The sequence below is a fragment of the Mesorhizobium sp. B2-5-13 genome (genome assembly GCF_006440535.1).
Taxonomy (GTDB): Bacteria; Pseudomonadota; Alphaproteobacteria; order Rhizobiales; family Rhizobiaceae; genus Mesorhizobium; species Mesorhizobium salmacidum.
Genome location: NZ_VFUI01000017.1, coordinates 34406 through 53512, shown reverse-complemented (window position 1 = coordinate 53512; position 19107 = coordinate 34406). Strand labels below are relative to the sequence as shown.

The following is a 19107-nucleotide window of genomic DNA, read 5'->3' as shown; positions in this document are numbered from 1 at the left end:
TTCACCGCGGGCGGCAACCAGGAACGAGGCGACCCAATGAGCACCGAAGCGCTGAGGGCTTCGAGCTATCTTGGCGAGGGCGCCGGTCCCGCCGCATGGCTGTTGACCACCGACCACAAGCGCGTCGCCTGGCTCTATTTGATGTCGCTTACGGCTTTCTTCTTCCTCGGCGGCGCCTTTGCCGTGCTGATGCGCGTGGAACTTGCCACGCCTGCCGGCGACCTCGTTTCCGACGATACCTACAACCGATTGTTCTCCCTGCACGGAATCATCATGGTGTGGTTTTTCCTGGTGCCGTCGATTCCGGCGACATTAGGCAATTTCCTTTTGCCACTGATGATCGGCGCGCGCGATCTCGCCTTCCCGCGCCTCAACCTCGCCAGCTGGTATGTGTTCATCCTCGGCAGTGCATTTGCCCTGGCCTCGGTGCTCGCCGGCGGCGTCGACACGGGCTGGACGTTCTACACGCCGCTCTCGACGCTCTACGCTAACGGCTTCGTCTCCATGGCGGCCCTTGGCGTCTTTATCGTCGGTTTCTCGACGATCATGACCGGCGTCAATTTCATCGTCACCATCCACACGTTGCGCGCGCCGGGACTGACCTGGTTCCGGCTGCCGATCTTCGTCTGGACGATGTACGCCACCGCGCTGGTGATGGTGCTGGCAACGCCCGTGCTGGCCGCCTCGCTGATCCTGATCGTGCTTGAACGGGTGTTCGGCATCGGCATCTTCAACCCAGCGCTCGGCGGCGACCCGCTGCTGTTCCAGCATCTGTTCTGGTTCTATTCGCACCCGGCCGTCTACATCATGATTTTGCCAGGCATGGGCGTGGTCTCGGAGGTGCTGCCCTGCTTCAGCCGCCGGCCGCTGTTCGGCTACAAGGCCGTTGCCCTGTCCTCAATGGCAATCGCGGTGTTCGGCTTCCTCGTCTGGGGCCACCACATGTTCGTCTCCGGCCAATCGGCCTATGCCGGGGTGCTGTTCTCTTTCCTGTCGTTCTGCGTCGCCATCCCCTCAGCTATAAAAGTGTTCAACTGGAGCCTGACGCTGCGCAAGGGCGAGATCACCTTCGAGACGCCGATGCTTTACGCGCTGTTCTTCCTGGCGCTGTTCACCTTCGGCGGGCTGGCGGGTTTGTTTCTCGCCGCGCTCGCCATCGATGTCCACGTCCACGACACCTACTTCGTCGTGGCGCATTTCCACTACATCATGGTTGGCGGCATGGTGACGGCCTACATGGCCGGGCTGCATTTCTGGTGGCCGAAACTGACCGGCCGCATGTATTCCGAGACGTGGGGGCGGATCGCGGCGACCGTCACCTTCCTCGGCTTCAACCTGACCTTCTTCCCGCAATTCGTGCTCGGTTTTATCGGCATGCCGCGGCGGTATCATACCTATCCGCCCGAATTTCAATTCTGGCATGTCCTGTCGTCGGCGGGCGCGGTGGTGCTGGCGTTTGGCTACCTGATGCCGTTGTTCTATCTCGGCTGGTCGATGTTTCGAGGTGCGCGAGCGCCCGCCAATCCGTGGGGCGCGACCGGACTCGAATGGCAGACGGCTTCACCACCGCCACCGCATAATTTCGACACCATGCCGAGCGTCAGCCGGCCCGCTTATGACTATGCGATGAAGGGATTGCAGCACGAGACGTTCAGTCCGCACAAGGACGAAGCCTGATGCGTTCATCCACCGAAAGTGTCGCCTTCGATACAAAGGCCCGCGAGAAGGCCGCCGACACGTTCGGCATGTGGGTGTTCATCGGGTCCGAGGCGATGCTGTTCGGCGCGATCCTGCTGGTGTTCCTGATCGCAAGGATCAGCTACGGCACGGCTTTTGCCGCTGCTTCACAACGCCTGTCGCTGCCGCTCGGCACGCTGAACACGGCCGTTCTTTTGACCAGCAGCTTTGCAATGGTGCTTGCTCACATGTTCACGGCCAGCCGGCGTTGGCGCCCGGCTGTCTGGGCATTGATCTGCACGAGCCTGCTTGGAATTCTTTTTCTACTCGTCAAGGCCGTCGAGTACGGCAGGGAATTCAAGGAGGGCCTGGCGCCGGTTCTTGGCGCGCCGTTTAGTTTCACAGGCCCCGATCCGACCCACGCCGAGTTCTTCTTCGCGCTCTATTTCGCCATGACATCGCTGCATGCGCTGCACCTGATATGTGGCATCGCCGTGATCGCCGGTATGCTGCTGCTTTGGCCAGGAACCACGGAGGCCAGCCGCATCCACCGTGTCCAGGCAATCGGGCTTTACTGGCATTTCGTCGATATCGTCTGGGTCTTCCTGTTTCCCGTTCTCTATCTGATCAACCGATGAGCCACATCCGCAAACTTATAGTCGCTTACCTCGGGCTGCTGGCCTTGCTGGCTTTGACGGTGGGCTCGTCGTTCCTCGACCTCGGCGGATTGAACTCCGCGCTCAACCTGGCGATCGCCGCGGCCAAGGCCGCGATCATCGCCACTCTGTTCATGCACCTGACCAGCGAGGGCATCTTGCCCCGGCTGGCGGTGGCGGCGACAGGCCTGTGGCTAGCCGTTCTGTTTGGCTTGACGTTGATCGGACAATAAGGCCGAGCCTGGCCGCGTTTGGACATAGGTCATCGCCTCGCGCGCTGAGTTGGCTTGAGCGCCGCTTTTGAGGCCCTGCCTTGGCGAGATAAACACCTAGCGACTTTTTAGAACGGCCTTCGCTACCGGTCAGGACTCGGCGACCGGAGCCTTCCGGTTGACTGGATTGTTAAGGAAAAGCTAATGGACTGGCGGTTTTGCCGCGAATTCGCCCCGATCTTTGACGAGAGCGGTACCGACGACCATGCCCGCATAATTTTTATCAACCCTTGCGGAGAAAACGAAGTCCCGATGATCTCGGACAAAGCCACAGTTGGCGTCGTGGTGCCGATGTTCAATGCCGAGCGAACCATTCGCTCTACCCTGACCAGCATTTGCCGGCAGAGCTACCAGACATTGGACATCGTCGTGGTCGACGATGGATCGACGGACGGGTCCGCATCGATCGTGGCCTCCTGCGCCGAGAAGGATCGGCGCATACGCCTCATAGGGCAGTCAAATGGCGGTGTCGCGCACGCTCGCAACAGCGGTGCAGCTTCTACTGACGCAGAGTTTCTGGCGTTTGTCGACGCGGATGATCTTTGGGCTCCATCCAAAATCGCACTTCAGTTGGGGACCTTGAGGGACGGTGGCTCGTCAGCAGGCCTGGCCTATTGCTGGTTTGCGCATATCGACGAGGACGATCGGGTATTCTCGCTGCGCAATCAGCCCGATGCCCAAGGTCACGTTCTCCAGCGCATGTGCAGACAAAATTTTGTCGGTAACGGAAGTTCGCTGCTTGTCCGCCGCTCCGCATTCGAGCGAGCCGGACAATTCGATCCGTCGCTGCGAGCCAGGAGCGCACAAGGCTGCGAGGACCTTCTGATGTGTCTGAGAATAGCGGAAAGTTACGAGTTCCGCGTCGTGCCCCAGTACCTCGTGGGTTACCGGATGACGAATTTCAACATGTCGAGCGATGTCATGCAGATGCTTCGTTCCTGTGAAATTGTCCTTGCCGAGTTTCGTCGAAAATATCCGCAATTCGAAAGCGATCTTGATGCCCATCTGGTCGACATGATCCAGTGGCTTGCCACAAGAGCCTTGATTGAGGGGCGGTTTCGCGCGGCCGGCAGCCTGTTGAAGACGTCAGTCACCCTGGACCCGCGCATGACGATTTCGCGTTTGCCCGACATGGTAAACTCATATTGCCGGGCCAGGCTGGTTCCTCGCTGGATCAAGGTTGGCATGAAACGGATATTACGCACAGACGCCGAGTTTCGGCCTGTTTACGGCGAAATTAGCTGGTGAAGATGTCATCCACCCCAGACGGGCACGCGAATATACTGAAAGCGGAACTGCGCGAGATGTTTGGCGTGGAAGGCTGCGCGGGTGTCCGCCATGTGGATTTGGACATCCAAGATGCTCCCGAAGGCTGCGATGCCGGCATGATCGTCTTGTGGCGCGGCGGACTGCCGGTCGGGCATTTGCTCAGGGCGAGCGACGGCGAGTGCCGCATTGCCCCGATGGCGACCGCTCGAGACTCAAGCCTGACCGCACCGGTTCTGGACCTGCCGAGCGCCAGCGTGGTCATCTGCACGCGCGACAGGCCGAACGAATTGCGGCGCTGCCTCGCCTCGCTTCCTCGGCAAACCTTCCCGCCTGAAGAGATCATTGTGGTAGACAACGCATCGAGAGGCAGCGAAACGCGCGAGGTAGCGGTCGCTGCCGGCGCTATCTATGTGCGCGAGGATCGACCTGGCCTGGATATAGCCCGCAACCGGGGAGCCTTGCGTGCATCCTCGGAGATCGTTGCATACACCGATGATGACGTTCTGCTTCATCCGCAATGGCTTGAGCGGCTGGTCACGGCATTCGACGGTCCCTCGATCGGCGCGGTGACGGGTCTCGTATTGCCCGCCGAGCTTGCCACCGAAGCGCAGCGCTATTTCGAGACATTCTGGGGTTTCGGGCAGGGCTATACACCCCGAATTTTCCGCGCGGCCGATTTTGCCGCCAGCAGGCACGAGGTGTTCCCGGCCTGGAAAATCGGGGCCGGCGCCAGCATGGCGTTCCGGCGCGACGTGTTCGACCATGCCGGGTTGTTCGACGAGCGCCTCGACGTCGGTCAGGCCGGATGTTCGGGCGATTCCGAATATTGGTACCGGCTGCTCGCCAATGGATATGACTGCCGTTATCAGCCCACCTCCGTCGCGTTCCATTTCCACAGGCGGACCATGGAAGGCTTGGCCAAGCAAATCTACTCCTACATGCGCGGTCACTCAGCGGCGTTGCTCGTCCAGCACGAACGGACCGGCGTCAAGGCGAATTTGACGCAGGTTCTCAAATGGAAGCCACTTTGGTACCTTGGCAGGGTTCGCAGGAGGCTGCTTGGACGCAGGGTCCCTGAGGACCATTTCCTTTGGCAGGAAATCGCCGGCTATGCTTCGGGAATCCTGTTCTACCTCCGAACCAGGCGCGGGTAAGACGGCGTGGCGCATAATCCCTTGGTTTCAGTCGTGGTGCCTGCCCGGAACGCCGAGGTCACGCTCACACAGGCGCTCGATTGCCTCCTCGCTCAGGGTATCGCCGATTGGGAGGCGATCATTGTCGACGACGGCTCGACGGATAATACCGCACAAATCATCGCCGGTTATGTTGAGCGCGATGCCCGGTTTCGGACAGCGAACTCTTGCGCCCATTGCGCCGCGGGGGCGCGCAATGAAGGGATTTCGATGGCGCGTGGCCGCTGGCTGATGTTCCTGGATGCGGACGATTGGGTGGATGCCGGCTTCCTCGCAAAGATGCTCGCCGCACTGGAGGCCGCGCCTGATGCCGTGGCTTGCTATTGCGGTTCCCGGCGCGTGATGCCCGATGGCGCACTGACCCCGTCGAGCATCGCGACCGAGGTTGCGATTGAACCCTTCGAGGCCTTCGCGCGCCGATGTGCCATCCGCACGCACGCGCTGCTGATCGATCGGGCGACAATCGTCGAGTTGGGCGGCTTTGATGTGTCGCTGCACACCTGCGAGGACTGGGATTTGTGGCAGCGCGTCGCACGTCAAGGCAAACCTTGGGTGATGGTCGACGAGCCGCTCGCTTTTTATCGGGCAAGCCCCAACTCGCTCACCCGCAATTCGAGGCAGATGCTGGCAGACGCGGAAATCGTTATCGCCCGCGGCTTTTCCGCCGACTCCAGGGTCAAGCATCCAGCGTCGGCGCATGCCAATGGGGCGATCTCGGCGGACGGCCGCACCGCTTCCCAAGCACTGGCGTGGTTCGCGCTGTGGATCGCGGCAGCTGATTGCGGCCGCGGCGGCGGCGGCTCGATCGACCGGCAGATCTTGCGTGCGCTCCCGGCCAGATATGAATGGGTGCGTGAGATCGCCAAGGTCGTTTTCGACGGCCTGATGGTGGGAAGCCTGTCGGTGCCGGAGCAATTGGCTTCCAGGTGGGACAGGTTCGGCGGCCCCTTGAGCGGTCTGATCATCGACCTCGGCCAAGTCTGGGGCGATCCCGTGGCGGGTCGCCGCGTACAATATCATCTTGAGCAAATGCTTCTCGACTTCGACGATCTTGCCGCGCCGCGCCCGCTGGCGCTAACGCTCGGCATTCGCGTCGATGCTCGAAATCCGACCTCGACCGAATTGCCGGAAGGGATCGATCAAATCTACGCCTACCTGATGATCGACGGCAAGATCGAGGCTCTGGTGCAGTTCGGTGCGCTCGGCAGAGTGACAAGGCGTCATTGGATTGAACTGATTCTCGATTTCGTGACTCCTCAGGAGGTCATACGCGGCCTGTCCGGCTACCAGCGCATGGCGTTTCGCTTCCGGAAGGGAGCCGCGCGGCTGACGGGCCGATCGCCCCTTCCAGATCCGCGACAGAACGCCGGAGCCGACAAGCAGGATAAGTTTGCAGCAGACGCATTGCTGTCGGCGGCGGGACGCCGGTCTGATCCGGGCAGCCACTACGACAGACTGGCGCGGTTGGCAGCGGAAGCCGAAGGGCTGGTGCGTTCGAGTGCCGAGGCGATAAAACCTCTTGCGCCGCCGCGCCGTGTCCGGGCCGAGGGTGGGCGCGACGATGATCGCGCGTCGTTCTGGGATCGCCATTTCGCGACTGAGGATCCCTGGAACTACGGTTCGGCCTATGAGCAGGAAAAATACGAGCGGCAGCTCGAAATTCTGCCGGCCGGTCCCATAGGACGGGCGCTTGAACTGGCCTGCGCGGAGGGCCACTTCACGCGGCAACTGGCGCCGCTGGTGGGCCATTTGACCGCAACCGACATTTCCGCCGTAGCCGTCGAACGCGCGCGCGCGCGCTGCTCGGATCAACTGAATGTCGAGTTCGCCGTGCTGGATTTCGCCGCGGCTGTCCTGCCGGGTGGGATGGACCTGATCATTTGCTCGGAGGTGCTTTATTTCCTGGACGATCCCGCCGAATTGCGGCAACTCGCCTCAAAACTCGTGGCGGCGTTGGCGCCTGGCGGCAGTCTTGTCAGCGCAAACGCATTCGTGCTTCGTGACAATTTGGAACGGACGGGCTTCGATTGGGACCACCAATTCGGCGCACAAATCATCTCGCAGACGCTGGCAGCGACGGAAGGCCTCGTCCTCGAGCGATCGATCCAGACAGATCTCTACCGCATCGACCGCTTCCGCCGGGTGTTACCTGAGGATGTGGCAACGGAACCGACGATCGACCATGTCCCGATCCGCGCGCCGATCGAAATAGAGGTCGCGCGAAATATCGTCTGGGGCGGGGCGCGGGCGCTGCGCCGCGAGGTCGCGCGCAGCGAGCGGCGGCAACGCGTCCCTGTTCTCATGTATCACAGCATCTGCGATGAAGGTCCGGCCGCGCTCGCCCGTTATCGGTTGACCCCCGCCGCGTTCGCCGACCAGATGGCATGGCTGCGCGCCAATGGCTTTCACACGATCATTTCCGATCAGCTGGAATGGTTCGTCGCCAACCGCCATCCTTTCGTTGGCCGCCCGGTGCTCATCACCTTCGATGATGGTTTCCAGAACTTTGCCGACCAAACCTGGCCGATCTTGCGAGCGAACGACTTGACCGCGGAGGTCTTCCTGGTGACGGACCTTGTGGGGGAAAGCGCGCGGTGGGATGCCGACTTTGGTCCACCGGCGCCGCTCATGGACGCCGGGACGGTGCGTCGCCTCGCCACCGAAGGTGTATTCTTCGGAAGCCATCTGGCGACGCACCGCGCGATCGATGGTCTTTCGAGCTCCGACCTGGCCGGTGAGCTGTTACGCTCACGGATGTTCATCGAACGGTGGACCGGCCGGCCCACGATGGCGTTCGCGGCACCTTTCTCGGTCACCGACCGACGGCTTGGCCGCCTGGCCAAGGAGTGCGGCTATCGGATCGGCTTTGGCGGCGGACATGGGCCGGCGGACCTTAATAGCGATCCCATCGACCTTCCCCGCATCGAGATTCGCGGCGATCGTTCGCTCGATGAGTTTGTTGCCATTTTAGAGGCCGTCCTTGAATGAACGGCGAACCGGTCAGCGTCATCATCCCCGCGTATAACGCGCAAGATACGATCGACGAGACGCTCCGCAGCGTTCGCTCGCAGTCCTACAAGGCGCTTGAGATTATTGTCGTCGACGATGGGTCGCGCGACCAGACTGTTGCCATCGCCCGGCGTCACATGGAGCTCGACCCGCGCGTGCGGCTGATCGAGCAGGCAAACGCCGGGGTAGCCGCTGCCCGCAACAGGGGATGGCAAGCGGCGCGATCTGATATGATCGCATTTGTCGATGCCGACGATCTCTGGGCGCCGACTAAGATCGAGCGGCAGATGGCTGTGCTCGATCGGACAGACGAGAAAGTAGGGCTCGTCTACTGCTGGTATTTGGTGGTCGATGCCCAGGGTGCGGTAACCGATGACCGGCATCGGCCAAACTGGCGGGGCGATGTGCTTGAACGCCTCTTCCACGGCAATTTCGTTGGTAACGGCAGCGCCGCCCTGGTACGCCGACAGGCACTGATAGACGCCGGCGGTTTCGAGAGCGGACTGCGAGAGGCCGGTGCGCAGGGTTGTGAAGATATCCTCTTCTATTGTCGCGTCGCCGAAGGGTACCACTTCGAAGTCGTCGAAGAGCCGCTGGTCGGGTATCGCTATTTGCCGGGAAATATGTCGAGCGACATGACCCGCATGCTGCGATCCTGGATGCTCGTGGTGGACGAGATGCTCGGCCGCCACCCGGATGCGGCACCGACGCTGCGTGAGGGCCTGCATTTCTATTCGGCCTGGCTCCTCGAGCGAACGTTGCGCCAGAGGCAACCGCGCTATGTGCTCCCGATCCTGTCACTGTTGCTGCGCCACCATCCGGTGATCGCCATGCGGATAATCGCCTTCGATTTGCCGTGGATCGGTACGCATCTGGCCAAGCGTGTCGCGACGAGGCTGGCGCGCGGTCGGGGGCCGATCCGCCCGCGGGTGACCACGCGCTTCCCGATCGGGGACCTGAAATGAGCGACGCCAAGGACGCCATACGCCGCGGTGCGGTCCGTGCTTCGTTGCGCGATCTTTCACACCTGCTTCGCATCGTTGGAAAGCCGCGCTGGGCGACCCCCGTGCTGCTCGCGCTTGGTTTTCTGTCGTCCTTGGCCGAGACGCTCGGCATCACCCTGATCCTGCTGTTCCTCTATCTGGTGTCCAACCGGATCACGGAGGCAGGAGGTGGCCTTCAAGGTCGAGCGCTGGGCCTGGCAGTCGCCTGGTTCGGTAGTCCTACCCGGCTCGCCTTGGCGATCCTGCTGCTCATCCTCGCGCGTGGTGCGCTGGCGCTGGTATATTCGTTGATCAGCTCGAGCATTGGCGAACGGATCAGCGAACGGTCGCGAAACCTCGTCCACCAACAATATCTCAGGGTCGCTTTCGGAACCATCCAGCAGCACGAGCAATCGCAACTCATGGAGGTGCTCGGGACGGAATCGTGGTTGGTCGCGCAGGCTTATGGCGCGGTCACCCGGCTCATCATAAATAGCTGCTCGATCGTCGTGTTCGCCGTCTTCCTGCTCACTATCTCCTGGAAGATCCTGCTGATCGCAGCCCTCGGCTCAATCGCGATCTCCGCGATCTTGCGCATCTTTTCGCGGCCCGCGCGTGACCTGGGCCATCAGGTGAAGAAGATCCACCAATTGCTCGGCGAGCACATGCTCATGACGCTCCAGGCGTTGCGCACCATCCGCGCCTACGGACAGGAGGCGCTTCATCAGCGCCGCTTCGTGCAATCATCGGCGGCCGCGCGCAACGCTTCGTTGTCCATGATCCGCCTGTCCTCATGGATCGGGCCAACCACCGAGATCGGCTACCTCGGAATGTTGGGCTCCATCGTTCTGGTCTCGGGGTGGTGGCACATCAGCTTCGAGGTGACGCTGGCCGCGGTCGCGCTGCTGTATCGATTGCAACCGCATACCCAGGAGTTCGAAAGCAACCTGCTGTTTCTGGCGCAGATGCAGCCGCAACTGCGCTCGGTCCTGGAGATGATCCAGTCCGAAGACAAGGAATATCCATCGCAGGGAACAATCGCGCTCAGGAATTTGGACGCGAGTATCGTCTTCGAGCGCGTCACCTTCGGATATGATCCAAACGCGCCGGTGCTCACGGACCTGTCGCTCGAGATTCCAGCCGGAGTAACCACGGCCCTGATCGGGGCAAGTGGCGCCGGCAAGACCACGATCGTCAATCTCCTCCTGCGGCTATACGAACCGACCTCCGGAGAGATCAAGATCGACGGTACCCGGCTCCAGGATATCAGGCGGGACGATTGGCTTTCCAAGATCGCGGTGACCGGGCAGGACGTCGACCTGGTCGAGGGCACGGTGACGGAGAACATCCGAATGGCCAAAGCCGATGCGACCGAAGAAGAGATCCTTGCCGCTGCCCGCAGTGCGGGTGTCGCGGCATTCGTCGAGGACCTTCCAGACGGTTACGACACCTGGATCGGACAGGAAGGACTGCGATTTTCCGGTGGCCAGCGACAGCGCATCGGCCTCGCGCGAGCTGTATTGCGCGATCCGGACTTCCTGATCCTGGACGAGGCTATGAACGCACTCGATACCGCGCTCGAGGACCAGGTTCGGCGTGCGATTGATAGAAAGCTTGGCAACAGGACCATTTTGCTGATCACGCACCGCATCGAAACGGCGCGTGACGCCGCAAACGTCATTTGGATAGAGGACGGCAGAGTGAACAGCCAAGGGCCCGCTTCTCTCGTCGTTCCTCAATATCAACGTCGCCAGCACGAAATCGTATGTGCCTCCGAGGCCGAGGGTAAGTGATCCCTACTTGAGGACGCCGCTTTTCTGGATGGTGGCGTAGGGCCACCCGGCCGTCTGGCGTAGCTATCGGCTGCGATACCAAGCCAATGCCGTCTCGACGATCCTGTCGATTCCAGATTGCTCGGGCACCCAGCCGAGTTCCCGGTGCGCCTTGCCGGCCGCGGCCACGAGCGCTGGCGGGTCACCAGCCCTGCGCGGACCGTAGACCACCGGAACGCGCGATCCCGAAGCCCGGTTCACCGCATCGACCAATTCCTTCACCGTCGTTCCGGTTCCGGTTCCGAGATTGTAGACGTCGACACCTTTGTCGCGGAGAAGCTTCTCCCCTGCCAGGACGTGGGCACGCGCGAGATCGGTGACATGGACATAGTCCCGCACCGCGGTTCCATCGCGGGTATCGAAGTCGGTGCCGTTGACGGTAAAGATCCGACCCGGCCTGACCGCCGCCTCGATAGCGAGCGGTATGACGTGTGTTTCCGGTTCATGCCGTTCACCGATCTCGCCGTCGGGATCGCATCCGGCCGCGTTGAAATACCGGAGCATGACCGCGTTCAGACCATGAGCGAATGACAGGCTGTCCACCATCCGTTCTATGATGAATTTCGACCATCCATAGGGATTGATGGGCGACTGCGGATGCATTTCGTCAATCGGCGAGCGAACCGGTACGCCATAGGACGCGCAGGTGCTGGAAAAGATCAGCTTGTCGGCGCCGGCCTTCAGCATTTCCTCGAATAAAACCAGCGAGCCGAAACTGTTGTTTCGATAATAGAGTTCCGGGCGCTCGACGGACTCGCCCACATAGGCGTAGGCGGCGAAATGCGCCACCACATCAGGCTTGTATTGTCGCAGCGCCGCCGACACGGCCGCGGCGTCGCAAATATCGCCCTCGACGAGCGGCCCCCATTTGACCGCGTCGCGCCAACCGCGCGAGAGATTGTCATATGCAATGACGGACCAACCGGCTTCGGCGAAAGCCTTGCAACAATGTGATCCGATATAGCCGGCCCCGCCGGTGACCAGGACTGTCTTCATTCGGCGGCCGCGGGCCGCAAATGCCCAGACGAAGCCAAGCCTTCGAAATAGGCGATGGTCTTGGCAAGACCATCTCGCAATGCGGTTTCCGGCCTCCAATTCAACTCGTGCAAGGCTGTCCCGATATCGGGTTGTCGCTGTTTTGGATCGTCGATCGGCAGCGGCATAAATTCGACAGTCGACCGGCTTCCAGTGAGCTCGATCACAAGATTGGCGAGTTCGAGCATCGTAAATTCGACCGGATTGCCAAGGTTGATCGGACCGGTAACATCGTCAGCTGTCTGCATCATGCGAACCAGACCTACGATGAGATCGTCGACATAACAAAATGAACGTGTCTGCTGGCCCGTGCCGTACACTGTTATCGGCTCGTTCTGCAGTGCTTGCACGATGAAGTTGGAAATGACGCGGCCGTCGTCCGGACGCATCCTCGGGCCGTACGTGTTGAAGATGCGCGCGACTTTGATCCGCAGCTTATGCTGTCGCCAATAGTCGAAAAACAGAGTTTCGGCACACCTTTTGCCTTCGTCGTAACAGGAACGAGGTCCTATCGGGTTTACCCGGCCCCAATAGTCCTCGGTCTGCGGATGAATTTCGGGGTCGCCGTAAACTTCGGACGTGGACGCCTGAAGAATTTTTGCGCGAACGCGCTTGGCCAGGCCCAGCATGTTGATCGCCCCGTGGACGCTGGTCTTGGTCGTCTGGACCGGATCGAACTGGTAGTGAACCGGGCTCGCAGGGCAGGCGAGGTTGTATATCTCGTCAACTTCTACGTAGAGTGGAAACGTGACATCGTGGCGGATGATCTCGAAGGACCTGTTGTCGAGCAAATGCGAGACGTTTCTTCGGCTTCCGGTGAAGAAATTGTCGACACATATAACCTCGTGACCTTCGCCAAGCAGTCGCTCGCACAAGAACGATCCCAGGAAACCCGCGCCTCCGGTTACCAGGATTCGTTTTGCCACCTGCATTTTGGGGTCTCCAGGCCGATTTAGGATAATTCAGGAACTAGCCTGACAGTTGGGCGACTTTCCAGCCTACCGCTTTCAATTTACATTACCGACAAGACATGTTGCCTAAGTGCGCGCCCAGCGGTGTCTCGGCATTGTTTGGATCACACGAAGGGTACGGGTTGGCCAGACGCCTGCTAACCAGCTGATTTTCCGACAGCTTTTCGCCCTGCGGGTCCACTGCCAGCCTTGACTTAAGACGCCCGCGCGGGCCGATGCGGATGCGCTGCGTGCCCCCGGTCGTGGCCGCCAAAACGCCTTTTCAGCTTTCCTGTTTGAGGTCGCCCGCGCCGGGAGTATTAGTCGCCACGGAATTCGGGAGGAGGAAGAGATGACGCTGAATTTCGACCCGAGGACGACGGCCACGGCGCTCTATCATGGCGAATTCAGGCCGATGTTCATCGGCGGCATGTGGGTCGCGGCGCAGTCCGGCGAGGAGATGCAGGCGCTGAACCCGGCGACCGGCGAAGTGCTGGCGACGGTGCCGCGTGGCGGAGCTGCCGATGTCGATGCGGCGGTGGCGGCGGCGCGCGCGGCGTTCGAAGGTCCCTGGTCCAAGTTCTCGCCCTACGAGCGGCAATGCGTGCTGCTCAGGATCGCCGACCTGTTCGAGGTACATTGGGAGGAACTCAGCGTCTCCGACACGCTCGACATGGGGCTGCCGATCACGCGCACGCTGGCCAACCGGCGCCGCGTCATCGGCATGCTGCGCTTCTATGGCGGCATGGCGACCGCGCTGCATGGCGAGGCGATCGACAATTCCATTCCCGGCGAGATCGTCACCTTCACAAGGCGCGAGCCGGTCGGCGTCGTCGGCGCGATCATTCCCTGGAATGCGCCGACCGCGGCCTCGATCTGGAAGATCGCGCCGGCGCTCGCCACGGGCTGCACTGTCGTGCTGAAGCCTTCGGAGGATGCATCGCTGACGCCGCTGCTGATCGCCCGGCTGATGCAGGAAGCGGGCGTACCCGACGGCGTCGTCAACATCGTCACCGGAACCGGCGCCGAAGCGGGTGCGCGGCTCGCCGAACACCCCGACGTCAACAAGATCGTCTTCACCGGCTCGACGCTGACAGGCCAAGCGATCGCGCGGGCTGGGGTGACCAATCTCAAGCGCGTTTCGCTGGAGCTGGGCGGCAAGTCACCGATCATCGTCTGCCGCGACGCCGATATCGACAAGGCGGTTCCGATCGCGGCGATGGCGGTGTTCGTGCATTCGGGCCAGATCTGCATTGCCGGCTCGCGCCTGTTCGTGGCGCGCGAAATCCATGACGAATTCGTGCGCCGGCTGGCCGAGTTCGCCGGCAGGCTGCGCGTCGGCCACGGCATCCAGGCGGAAACCGAAATCGGGCCCCTCATCAATGCGAGGCAAGCCGGCAAGGTGGAAGGCTACATCAAGGCCGGCAGCGACGAAGGCGCCGAACTGGTCGCCGGCGGCGCGCGGCTGACAGGCGAACTCTATGATGGCGGCAACTTCATCGCGCCGACCGTGTTCGGCGCGGTGTCGGACACCATGACCATCGCGCGCGAAGAGATTTTTGGGCCGGTCATTTCGGCGATGCCGTTCGATACGCTCGACGAGGCCGTCACCCGCGCCAACGCAACGCCCTATGGTCTGGCCGCCGGCATCTTCACCAGCCATCTCGGCACCGCGCACAAGCTGGCGCGCCGCATCAAGGCCGGCTCGGTCTGGGTCAACATGTACCATGCCATCGACCCGGCGGTGCCGTTCGGTGGCATGAAGATGTCCGGCCATGGTCGCGAAGGCGGCATCGAGCACCTGCACGAGTATCTGGAGACGAAGTCGGTCTGGATCCAGACCGACTAGGTGTCCCGACATTCAGGTGAGGCCGGGCGGCATTGCGTGCGGCCGCAAATCGGCTGGCAACGCCCTGGTCCAGGAACTTCTCGTCATCTGAGGATTTGAATATAAGATGGAATCCCAACAGAAGGGGGTTTGCAATGACGACCAAACGGTTAGCGATCTGCATTCTTGCCGTCGCAATGGGCTTCGGCATGTCCTCGGCATTCGCGGGGGCCAAGCACCGTCACTACCAACAAGGCGAACAGGAACGCTATGTTCCGGCCGACGACGATCTCATTGATTTTCTGTTCGGCGGCCCGCGCTATTATGACCAGCAGTTGTTCACGACGGCTGCGGGGGCCTGCTCCTACCACCGGACTGGTCCGGACGGGTTTGCGATAAACAAGATCAACGATCACCACTGCGGGAAATAATCGGCTGCCGGCCATCAGGCCAGCACGTTGCGAAGGTGACACGGTGCCGGCGTCGCTTCTCTTACGGGTACAGCGCCTAGGAGGCTCGCATCAGCTTGCCGTAGCGCTTGATCAGCCGATCACGCTTGAGGCGCGTCAGCCTGTGCGTCCAGAACAGCCCGTCGAGCTGATCGATCTCATGTTGGTGGCAAACCGCCAGCAGGCCCTCGGCATCCTCGAACCGCTCATTGCCATCCAGATCCTGATAGCGGACGCGTATGCGGGCGTGCCGCTCTATGTCCTCGGTGACGCCGGGCATCGAAACGCTGCCTTCCGCGTGACGGATCATCTCGGTGGAGGCCTGGATGACAGATGGATTTACATAGATTCCCCGCTTTGCGGCGGAAGGAAGCTGGATCACCACCAGGCGTTTCAAGATGCCGATATGCGGGCCGGTGATGCCGATCCCGGGCGCCGCATGCATGGTGTCGATGAGGTCGCTGGCCAAACCGTGCAGCTCCCTGTCGAACAGCTCTACAGGCTCCGCGACGGCACGAAGGAGGGGATTGGGAAACTTTATGATCGGTCGAACCGCCACTGACCTCGTCCTATCTGCCAGTCACTTCGTCGGGTGAGGCCGTAGACTACCGGCCAAGCTGGTATAGCCTAACACGGCGCCATCACGGTTCCGCCAGGCCCGCACGGACTTCGGCATCGTGCTCGCCGCGCGCCGGGCTCTTGGCCGATGTCTTTTGTTCCCCTCCGGAAAAGCGCGGCGCAGCAGCCGCCTGAAGCGCGCCGTCCACCGTCTGCCATGTGCCACGCGCGGTCATGTGCGGATGCCGGGCGGCTTCATGGGGGCCAAGCACAGGTCCGACGCAGGCATCGGACCCTTCGAACAGTTTGACCCATTCGTCGCGAGGTCTCGTGGCAAAGATCGCTGCAAGCCGGTGGCCGAGCGCCGGCCAGAGATCGCGATCGAACTGGTTGCCGAATTGCGGATCGGCGGCGAGGCCAAGCCTGTCGAGGAAAAGCGCGTAGAATTTCGGCTCGATGCACTGGACGCTGATGAAGCCGCCATCCGATGTCCGGTAGACGCGGCACCAATGCGGTCCGTCGAGCAGGCTTTGACCGCGCTCGGCTGCGAGCGCGCCAGACTGGCCGAGCGACATCAGCAGGTTCATCATGTGGGCCGAACCGTCGACGATCGCGGCATCGACGATGGTGCCTTTGCCGCCGGCGCGGACGTTCATGATGCCGGCCAGCATGCCGATCACCAGATAGAGCGCGCCGCCACCTATGTCGCCGACCAGCGTCGGCGGCGCCATGGGCGGTTCTCCCGGCAAGGAGGCGTACCAGAGCGCGCCCGACAGGCCGATATAGTTCATGTCATGTCCTGCGGTGGAAGCCAGCGGTCCGTCCTGGCCCCAGCCGGTCATGCGGCCGTAGACTAGGCGCGGGTTGACGGCGAAGCAAGCCTCCGGGCCGAGCCCGAGACGTTCCAGCACGCCGGGCCGGAATCCCTCGATCAGCCCGTCGGCGGTGGCGATGAGGCGCATCAGCACGGTCACGTCGTCGTCATTCTTCAGGTCGAGCGCGATGGAGCGCTTGCCGCGATCGAGCAGCGAGCGCTCAGGCGCGCCCTGCATGGACGCTAGCTTGCGATGAACGACAATGACATCGGCGCCGTGATCGGCGAGCAACATGCCGGCGAAGGGCGCCGGCCCCAGCGCCTCGATCTCGACGATGCGGATTCCCCTGAGCATCCCATCCTCCACAGCGTTGGTGCTTTGTATTGCGAACTTTTGGCACCGAGAGGGCGACGGTGTGTAACCCCGCTCTTTTGCCATTGAAGCACGTGCCGCTCGCATATACTTCACGGCGATGAAGAAAATCGGTTTCCTGTCATTCGGGCACTGGACGCCCTCGTCGCAATCGCAGGTGCGTTCAGCTTCGGACGCGCTGCTGCAATCCATCGATCTCGCGGTCGCGGCCGAGCAGCTCGGCGCGGACGGCGCCTATTTCCGCGTGCATCACTTCGCCCGCCAGCTCGCATCGCCATTCCCGCTGCTGGCGGCCGTCGGCGCCAAGACCAGCCGCATCGAGATCGGTACGGCGGTCATCGACATGCGCTACGAAAATCCGCTCTACATGGCCGAGGATGCGGGCGCCGCCGACATCATCGCCGGCGGACGCCTGCAGCTCGGCATCAGCCGCGGCTCGCCGGAGCAGGTGATCGATGGCTGGCGTTACTTCGGCTACGTGCCGCAGGAAGGCAAAAGCGACGCCGACATGGCCCGCCATCACGCCGAGGTCTTCCTCGACACGCTGCGCGGCGAAGGCTTCGCCCAGCCTAACCCAAGGCCAATGTTTCCTAATCCGCCCGGCCTGCTCAGGCTCGAGCCGCATTCGGAGGGCTTGCGCGAGCGCATCTGGTGGGGCGCGGCCACCAACGCCACCTCGCAATGGGCGGCGAAGCTCGGCATGAATTTGCAGAGCTCGACGCTGAAATTCGACGAGAGCGGCAAGCCGTTCCATGTCCAGCAGGCGGAGCAGATCCGCATCTATCGCGAGGCGTGGGAGGCGGCCGGACATGAACGCGAACCGCGCGTTTCGGTCAGCCGCAGCATCTTCGCGCTGGTCGACGATCGCGACCGCGCCTATTTCGGCCGCGGCAATGAGAGCCGCGACCAGATCGGCTTCATCGAGGAGAATACGCGGGCGATCTTCGGCCGCAGCTACGCCGCCGAGCCGGACGTGCTGATCAAGGAGCTTGCGCAGGACGAGGCGATTGCCGAGGCCGACACGCTTCTGCTCACGGTTCCCAACCAGCTCGGCGTCGACTACAACGCCCATGTCATCGAGGCGATCCTCACCCATGTCGCGCCGGCGCTCGGCTGGCGCTGACCCATGCGGCGAGCGGTCGTCGGTCTAATAGATCGAGGGAGGTTGCCGCATGTCGAAGAAAGCGCTGATTGCCTGGGGCGGCTGGGAAGGCCACACACCGGAGCGCAGCGCCAACGTCGTGCGCGATATGCTCGAGCGTAACGGGTTCGCGGTCACGCTCGGCCACGGCACGGCGATGTTCGCCGATCCGGACCTCGCTTCATTCGATCTCATCGTGCCTGTCATCACCATGTCGACGATCGAAAAAGCGGAACTGAAGAACCTGACGCAGGCGGTTCGCCAAGGGAGCGGGCTCGGCGGTTTTCACGGCACGATGGGCGACAGTTTTCGCAATGAGCCGGACTACCAGTTCATGACCGGCGGCCAATGGGTCGCGCATCCCGGCGACATCATCGACTATCGTGTCGTCATCGCCCGGCCGGACGACCCGATCACCAGCGGCGTCAGTGGCTTCGCCTACCGGTCGGAGCAATATTACATGCATGTCGACCCGGGCAACGAGGTGCTGGCGACAACCACCTTCACCGACGCGCATTTCCCCGGGATTGGCGGCGTCGTCATGCCGGTCGTCTGGAAGCGGCGTTATGGCGCCGGCAAGGTCTTTTACAGTTCGCTTGGCCACACGGCGGACGAGTTCGCGGTGCCGGAAATGGCGCTGATTGCGGAGCGCGGTTTGCTGTGGGCCGCGCGCTAGCCGTAAGCGCGGTTTCATGAAATCCCGGGCTTAGGGTCGGAGGAGATGCGCGGAGACGACGCCCGGGATAGCTGGTCAGCGTCCGAAAAGAAGATCGCGCGCCGGGCGTTCGATGCGGCGTTGGAGGTGGCGCTGGCAAAGACGATGGCCGAGTTCAAGAGCAGGGCCAGTGCAGCTACGCAACCTTCCGAGATGTGGGAGGTCGAGGATTTTTTGCGGGAACAGCGACGGGAGATCGACGGGATGTTCGACTACCTTTACTCCCAGCTTCTGGACGTGTTTACCCGTCTCATTCTCGCAGGGCACATGGACGAAGCTCTCATCTCCGGCTTGTCGCAAGACAAGCTGGAAACGATGCGCTCATACCTTGCCCATGCCGCAAACCGCTAAAT

General features: G+C 62.0%; 17 protein-coding genes. 13 read left to right on the top strand and 4 right to left on the bottom strand.

Features of this window, described 5'->3' with window-relative positions; all coding sequences use genetic code 11:
- Positions 1-36: 36 nt before the first annotated feature.
- From ctaD to FJ434_RS23045, 8 genes are all read left to right on the top strand, one after another.
- Positions 37-1677, top strand: a complete 1641-nt coding sequence (ctaD, locus tag FJ434_RS23080; protein ID WP_140750722.1) for a cytochrome c oxidase subunit I — start codon at positions 37-39, stop codon at positions 1675-1677.
- Positions 1677-2315, top strand: coding sequence for a cytochrome c oxidase subunit 3 (locus FJ434_RS23075; RefSeq protein WP_140750720.1), 639 nt, complete (start codon positions 1677-1679; stop codon positions 2313-2315). Before ctaD ends, FJ434_RS23075 begins: the two co-directional genes overlap by 1 nt.
- On the top strand, positions 2312-2566 hold the full coding sequence (locus FJ434_RS23070) for a cytochrome C oxidase subunit IV family protein (RefSeq protein ID WP_051442783.1): 255 nt from the start codon (positions 2312-2314) through the stop codon (positions 2564-2566). The genes FJ434_RS23075 and FJ434_RS23070 overlap by 4 nt, the downstream gene beginning before the upstream one ends.
- Positions 2567-2749: 183 nt before the next feature.
- On the top strand, positions 2750-3853 hold the full coding sequence (locus FJ434_RS23065) for a glycosyltransferase family A protein (RefSeq protein ID WP_246678334.1): 1104 nt from the start codon (positions 2750-2752) through the stop codon (positions 3851-3853).
- Between the two features lie 92 nt (positions 3854-3945).
- On the top strand, positions 3946-5028 hold the full coding sequence (locus tag FJ434_RS23060; protein WP_246678333.1) for a glycosyltransferase: 1083 nt from the start codon (positions 3946-3948) through the stop codon (positions 5026-5028).
- Between the two features lie 21 nt (positions 5029-5049).
- Positions 5050-8055, top strand: coding sequence for a trifunctional glycosyltransferase/class I SAM-dependent methyltransferase/polysaccharide deacetylase (locus FJ434_RS23055; protein ID WP_246678332.1), 3006 nt, complete (start codon positions 5050-5052; stop codon positions 8053-8055).
- Positions 8052-9041, top strand: a complete 990-nt coding sequence (locus FJ434_RS23050; protein ID WP_140509298.1) for a glycosyltransferase family A protein — start codon at positions 8052-8054, stop codon at positions 9039-9041. The genes FJ434_RS23055 and FJ434_RS23050 overlap by 4 nt, the downstream gene beginning before the upstream one ends.
- Positions 9038-10852, top strand: coding sequence for an ABC transporter ATP-binding protein (locus FJ434_RS23045; protein ID WP_140750716.1), 1815 nt, complete (start codon positions 9038-9040; stop codon positions 10850-10852). The genes FJ434_RS23050 and FJ434_RS23045 overlap by 4 nt, the downstream gene beginning before the upstream one ends.
- Positions 10853-10915: 63 nt before the next feature.
- Here the strand turns inward: FJ434_RS23045 and galE are convergent, their stop codons facing one another.
- Positions 10916-11887: a UDP-glucose 4-epimerase GalE gene (gene galE / locus FJ434_RS23040; protein WP_140717469.1), complete on the bottom strand. Its 972-nt coding sequence runs from the start codon at positions 11885-11887 to the stop codon at positions 10916-10918.
- Positions 11884-12858, bottom strand: coding sequence for a UDP-glucuronic acid decarboxylase family protein (locus tag FJ434_RS23035; protein ID WP_140750714.1), 975 nt, complete (start codon positions 12856-12858; stop codon positions 11884-11886). The genes galE and FJ434_RS23035 overlap by 4 nt, the downstream gene beginning before the upstream one ends.
- A gap of 370 nt (positions 12859-13228) precedes the next feature.
- Here FJ434_RS23035 and FJ434_RS23030 point away from each other — a divergent pair, with 370 nt between their 5' ends.
- Both FJ434_RS23030 and FJ434_RS23025 read left to right on the top strand, forming a co-directional pair.
- On the top strand, positions 13229-14725 hold the full coding sequence (locus FJ434_RS23030) for an aldehyde dehydrogenase family protein (protein WP_140750712.1): 1497 nt from the start codon (positions 13229-13231) through the stop codon (positions 14723-14725).
- Positions 14726-14859: 134 nt separating this feature from the next.
- Complete coding sequence (locus FJ434_RS23025) at positions 14860-15135, top strand: hypothetical protein (RefSeq protein WP_140750710.1); 276 nt, start codon at positions 14860-14862, stop codon at positions 15133-15135.
- Positions 15136-15211: 76 nt separating this feature from the next.
- Here FJ434_RS23025 and FJ434_RS23020 read toward each other — a convergent pair whose 3' ends face one another.
- Together FJ434_RS23020 and FJ434_RS23015 are read right to left on the bottom strand one after the other, a co-directional pair.
- The gene (locus FJ434_RS23020) at positions 15212-15712 is read right to left on the bottom strand and encodes a peptide deformylase (protein WP_140717461.1); all 501 of its coding nucleotides are present in this window, start codon (positions 15710-15712) and stop codon (positions 15212-15214) included.
- 82 nt (positions 15713-15794) lie between these two features.
- Entirely contained in the window at positions 15795-16880 is a 1086-nt protein-coding gene (locus FJ434_RS23015; protein WP_140750708.1) for a CaiB/BaiF CoA-transferase family protein, read from the bottom strand.
- 118 nt (positions 16881-16998) lie between these two features.
- Here FJ434_RS23015 and FJ434_RS23010 point away from each other — a divergent pair, with 118 nt between their 5' ends.
- Genes FJ434_RS23010 through FJ434_RS23000 form a run of 3 tightly spaced genes read left to right on the top strand, consistent with a single transcriptional unit; the run spans position 16999 to position 19105 of the window.
- Entirely contained in the window at positions 16999-18021 is a 1023-nt protein-coding gene (locus FJ434_RS23010) for an LLM class flavin-dependent oxidoreductase (RefSeq protein WP_140509289.1), read from the top strand.
- Positions 18022-18070: 49 nt separating this feature from the next.
- Entirely contained in the window at positions 18071-18715 is a 645-nt protein-coding gene (locus FJ434_RS23005) for a ThuA domain-containing protein (RefSeq protein ID WP_140509287.1), read from the top strand.
- Positions 18716-18760: 45 nt separating this feature from the next.
- Positions 18761-19105, top strand: coding sequence for a hypothetical protein (locus FJ434_RS23000; RefSeq protein ID WP_140750706.1), 345 nt, complete (start codon positions 18761-18763; stop codon positions 19103-19105).
- Positions 19106-19107 lie beyond the last annotated feature (2 nt).

Bases quoted from the DNA above. Each gene is read 5' to 3' on its own strand.
- FJ434_RS23015 (WP_140750708.1), bottom strand. From the start codon at position 16,880: ATGCTCAGGGGAATCCGCATCGTCGAGATCGAGGCGCTGGGGCCGGCG.
- FJ434_RS23050 (WP_140509298.1), top strand. From the start codon at position 8,052: ATGAACGGCGAACCGGTCAGCGTCATCATCCCCGCGTATAACGCGCAA.
- FJ434_RS23075 (WP_140750720.1), top strand. From the start codon at position 1,677: ATGCGTTCATCCACCGAAAGTGTCGCCTTCGATACAAAGGCCCGCGAG.
- FJ434_RS23065 (WP_246678334.1), top strand. From the start codon at position 2,750: ATGGACTGGCGGTTTTGCCGCGAATTCGCCCCGATCTTTGACGAGAGC.
- FJ434_RS23035 (WP_140750714.1), bottom strand. From the start codon at position 12,858: ATGCAGGTGGCAAAACGAATCCTGGTAACCGGAGGCGCGGGTTTCCTG.
- ctaD (WP_140750722.1), top strand. From the start codon at position 37: ATGAGCACCGAAGCGCTGAGGGCTTCGAGCTATCTTGGCGAGGGCGCC.
- FJ434_RS23010 (WP_140509289.1), top strand. From the start codon at position 16,999: ATGAAGAAAATCGGTTTCCTGTCATTCGGGCACTGGACGCCCTCGTCG.
- FJ434_RS23000 (WP_140750706.1), top strand. From the start codon at position 18,761: ATGCGCGGAGACGACGCCCGGGATAGCTGGTCAGCGTCCGAAAAGAAG.
- galE (WP_140717469.1), bottom strand. From the start codon at position 11,887: ATGAAGACAGTCCTGGTCACCGGCGGGGCCGGCTATATCGGATCACAT.
- FJ434_RS23045 (WP_140750716.1), top strand. From the start codon at position 9,038: ATGAGCGACGCCAAGGACGCCATACGCCGCGGTGCGGTCCGTGCTTCG.
- FJ434_RS23030 (WP_140750712.1), top strand. From the start codon at position 13,229: ATGACGCTGAATTTCGACCCGAGGACGACGGCCACGGCGCTCTATCAT.
- FJ434_RS23025 (WP_140750710.1), top strand. From the start codon at position 14,860: ATGACGACCAAACGGTTAGCGATCTGCATTCTTGCCGTCGCAATGGGC.
- FJ434_RS23070 (WP_051442783.1), top strand. From the start codon at position 2,312: ATGAGCCACATCCGCAAACTTATAGTCGCTTACCTCGGGCTGCTGGCC.
- FJ434_RS23005 (WP_140509287.1), top strand. From the start codon at position 18,071: ATGTCGAAGAAAGCGCTGATTGCCTGGGGCGGCTGGGAAGGCCACACA.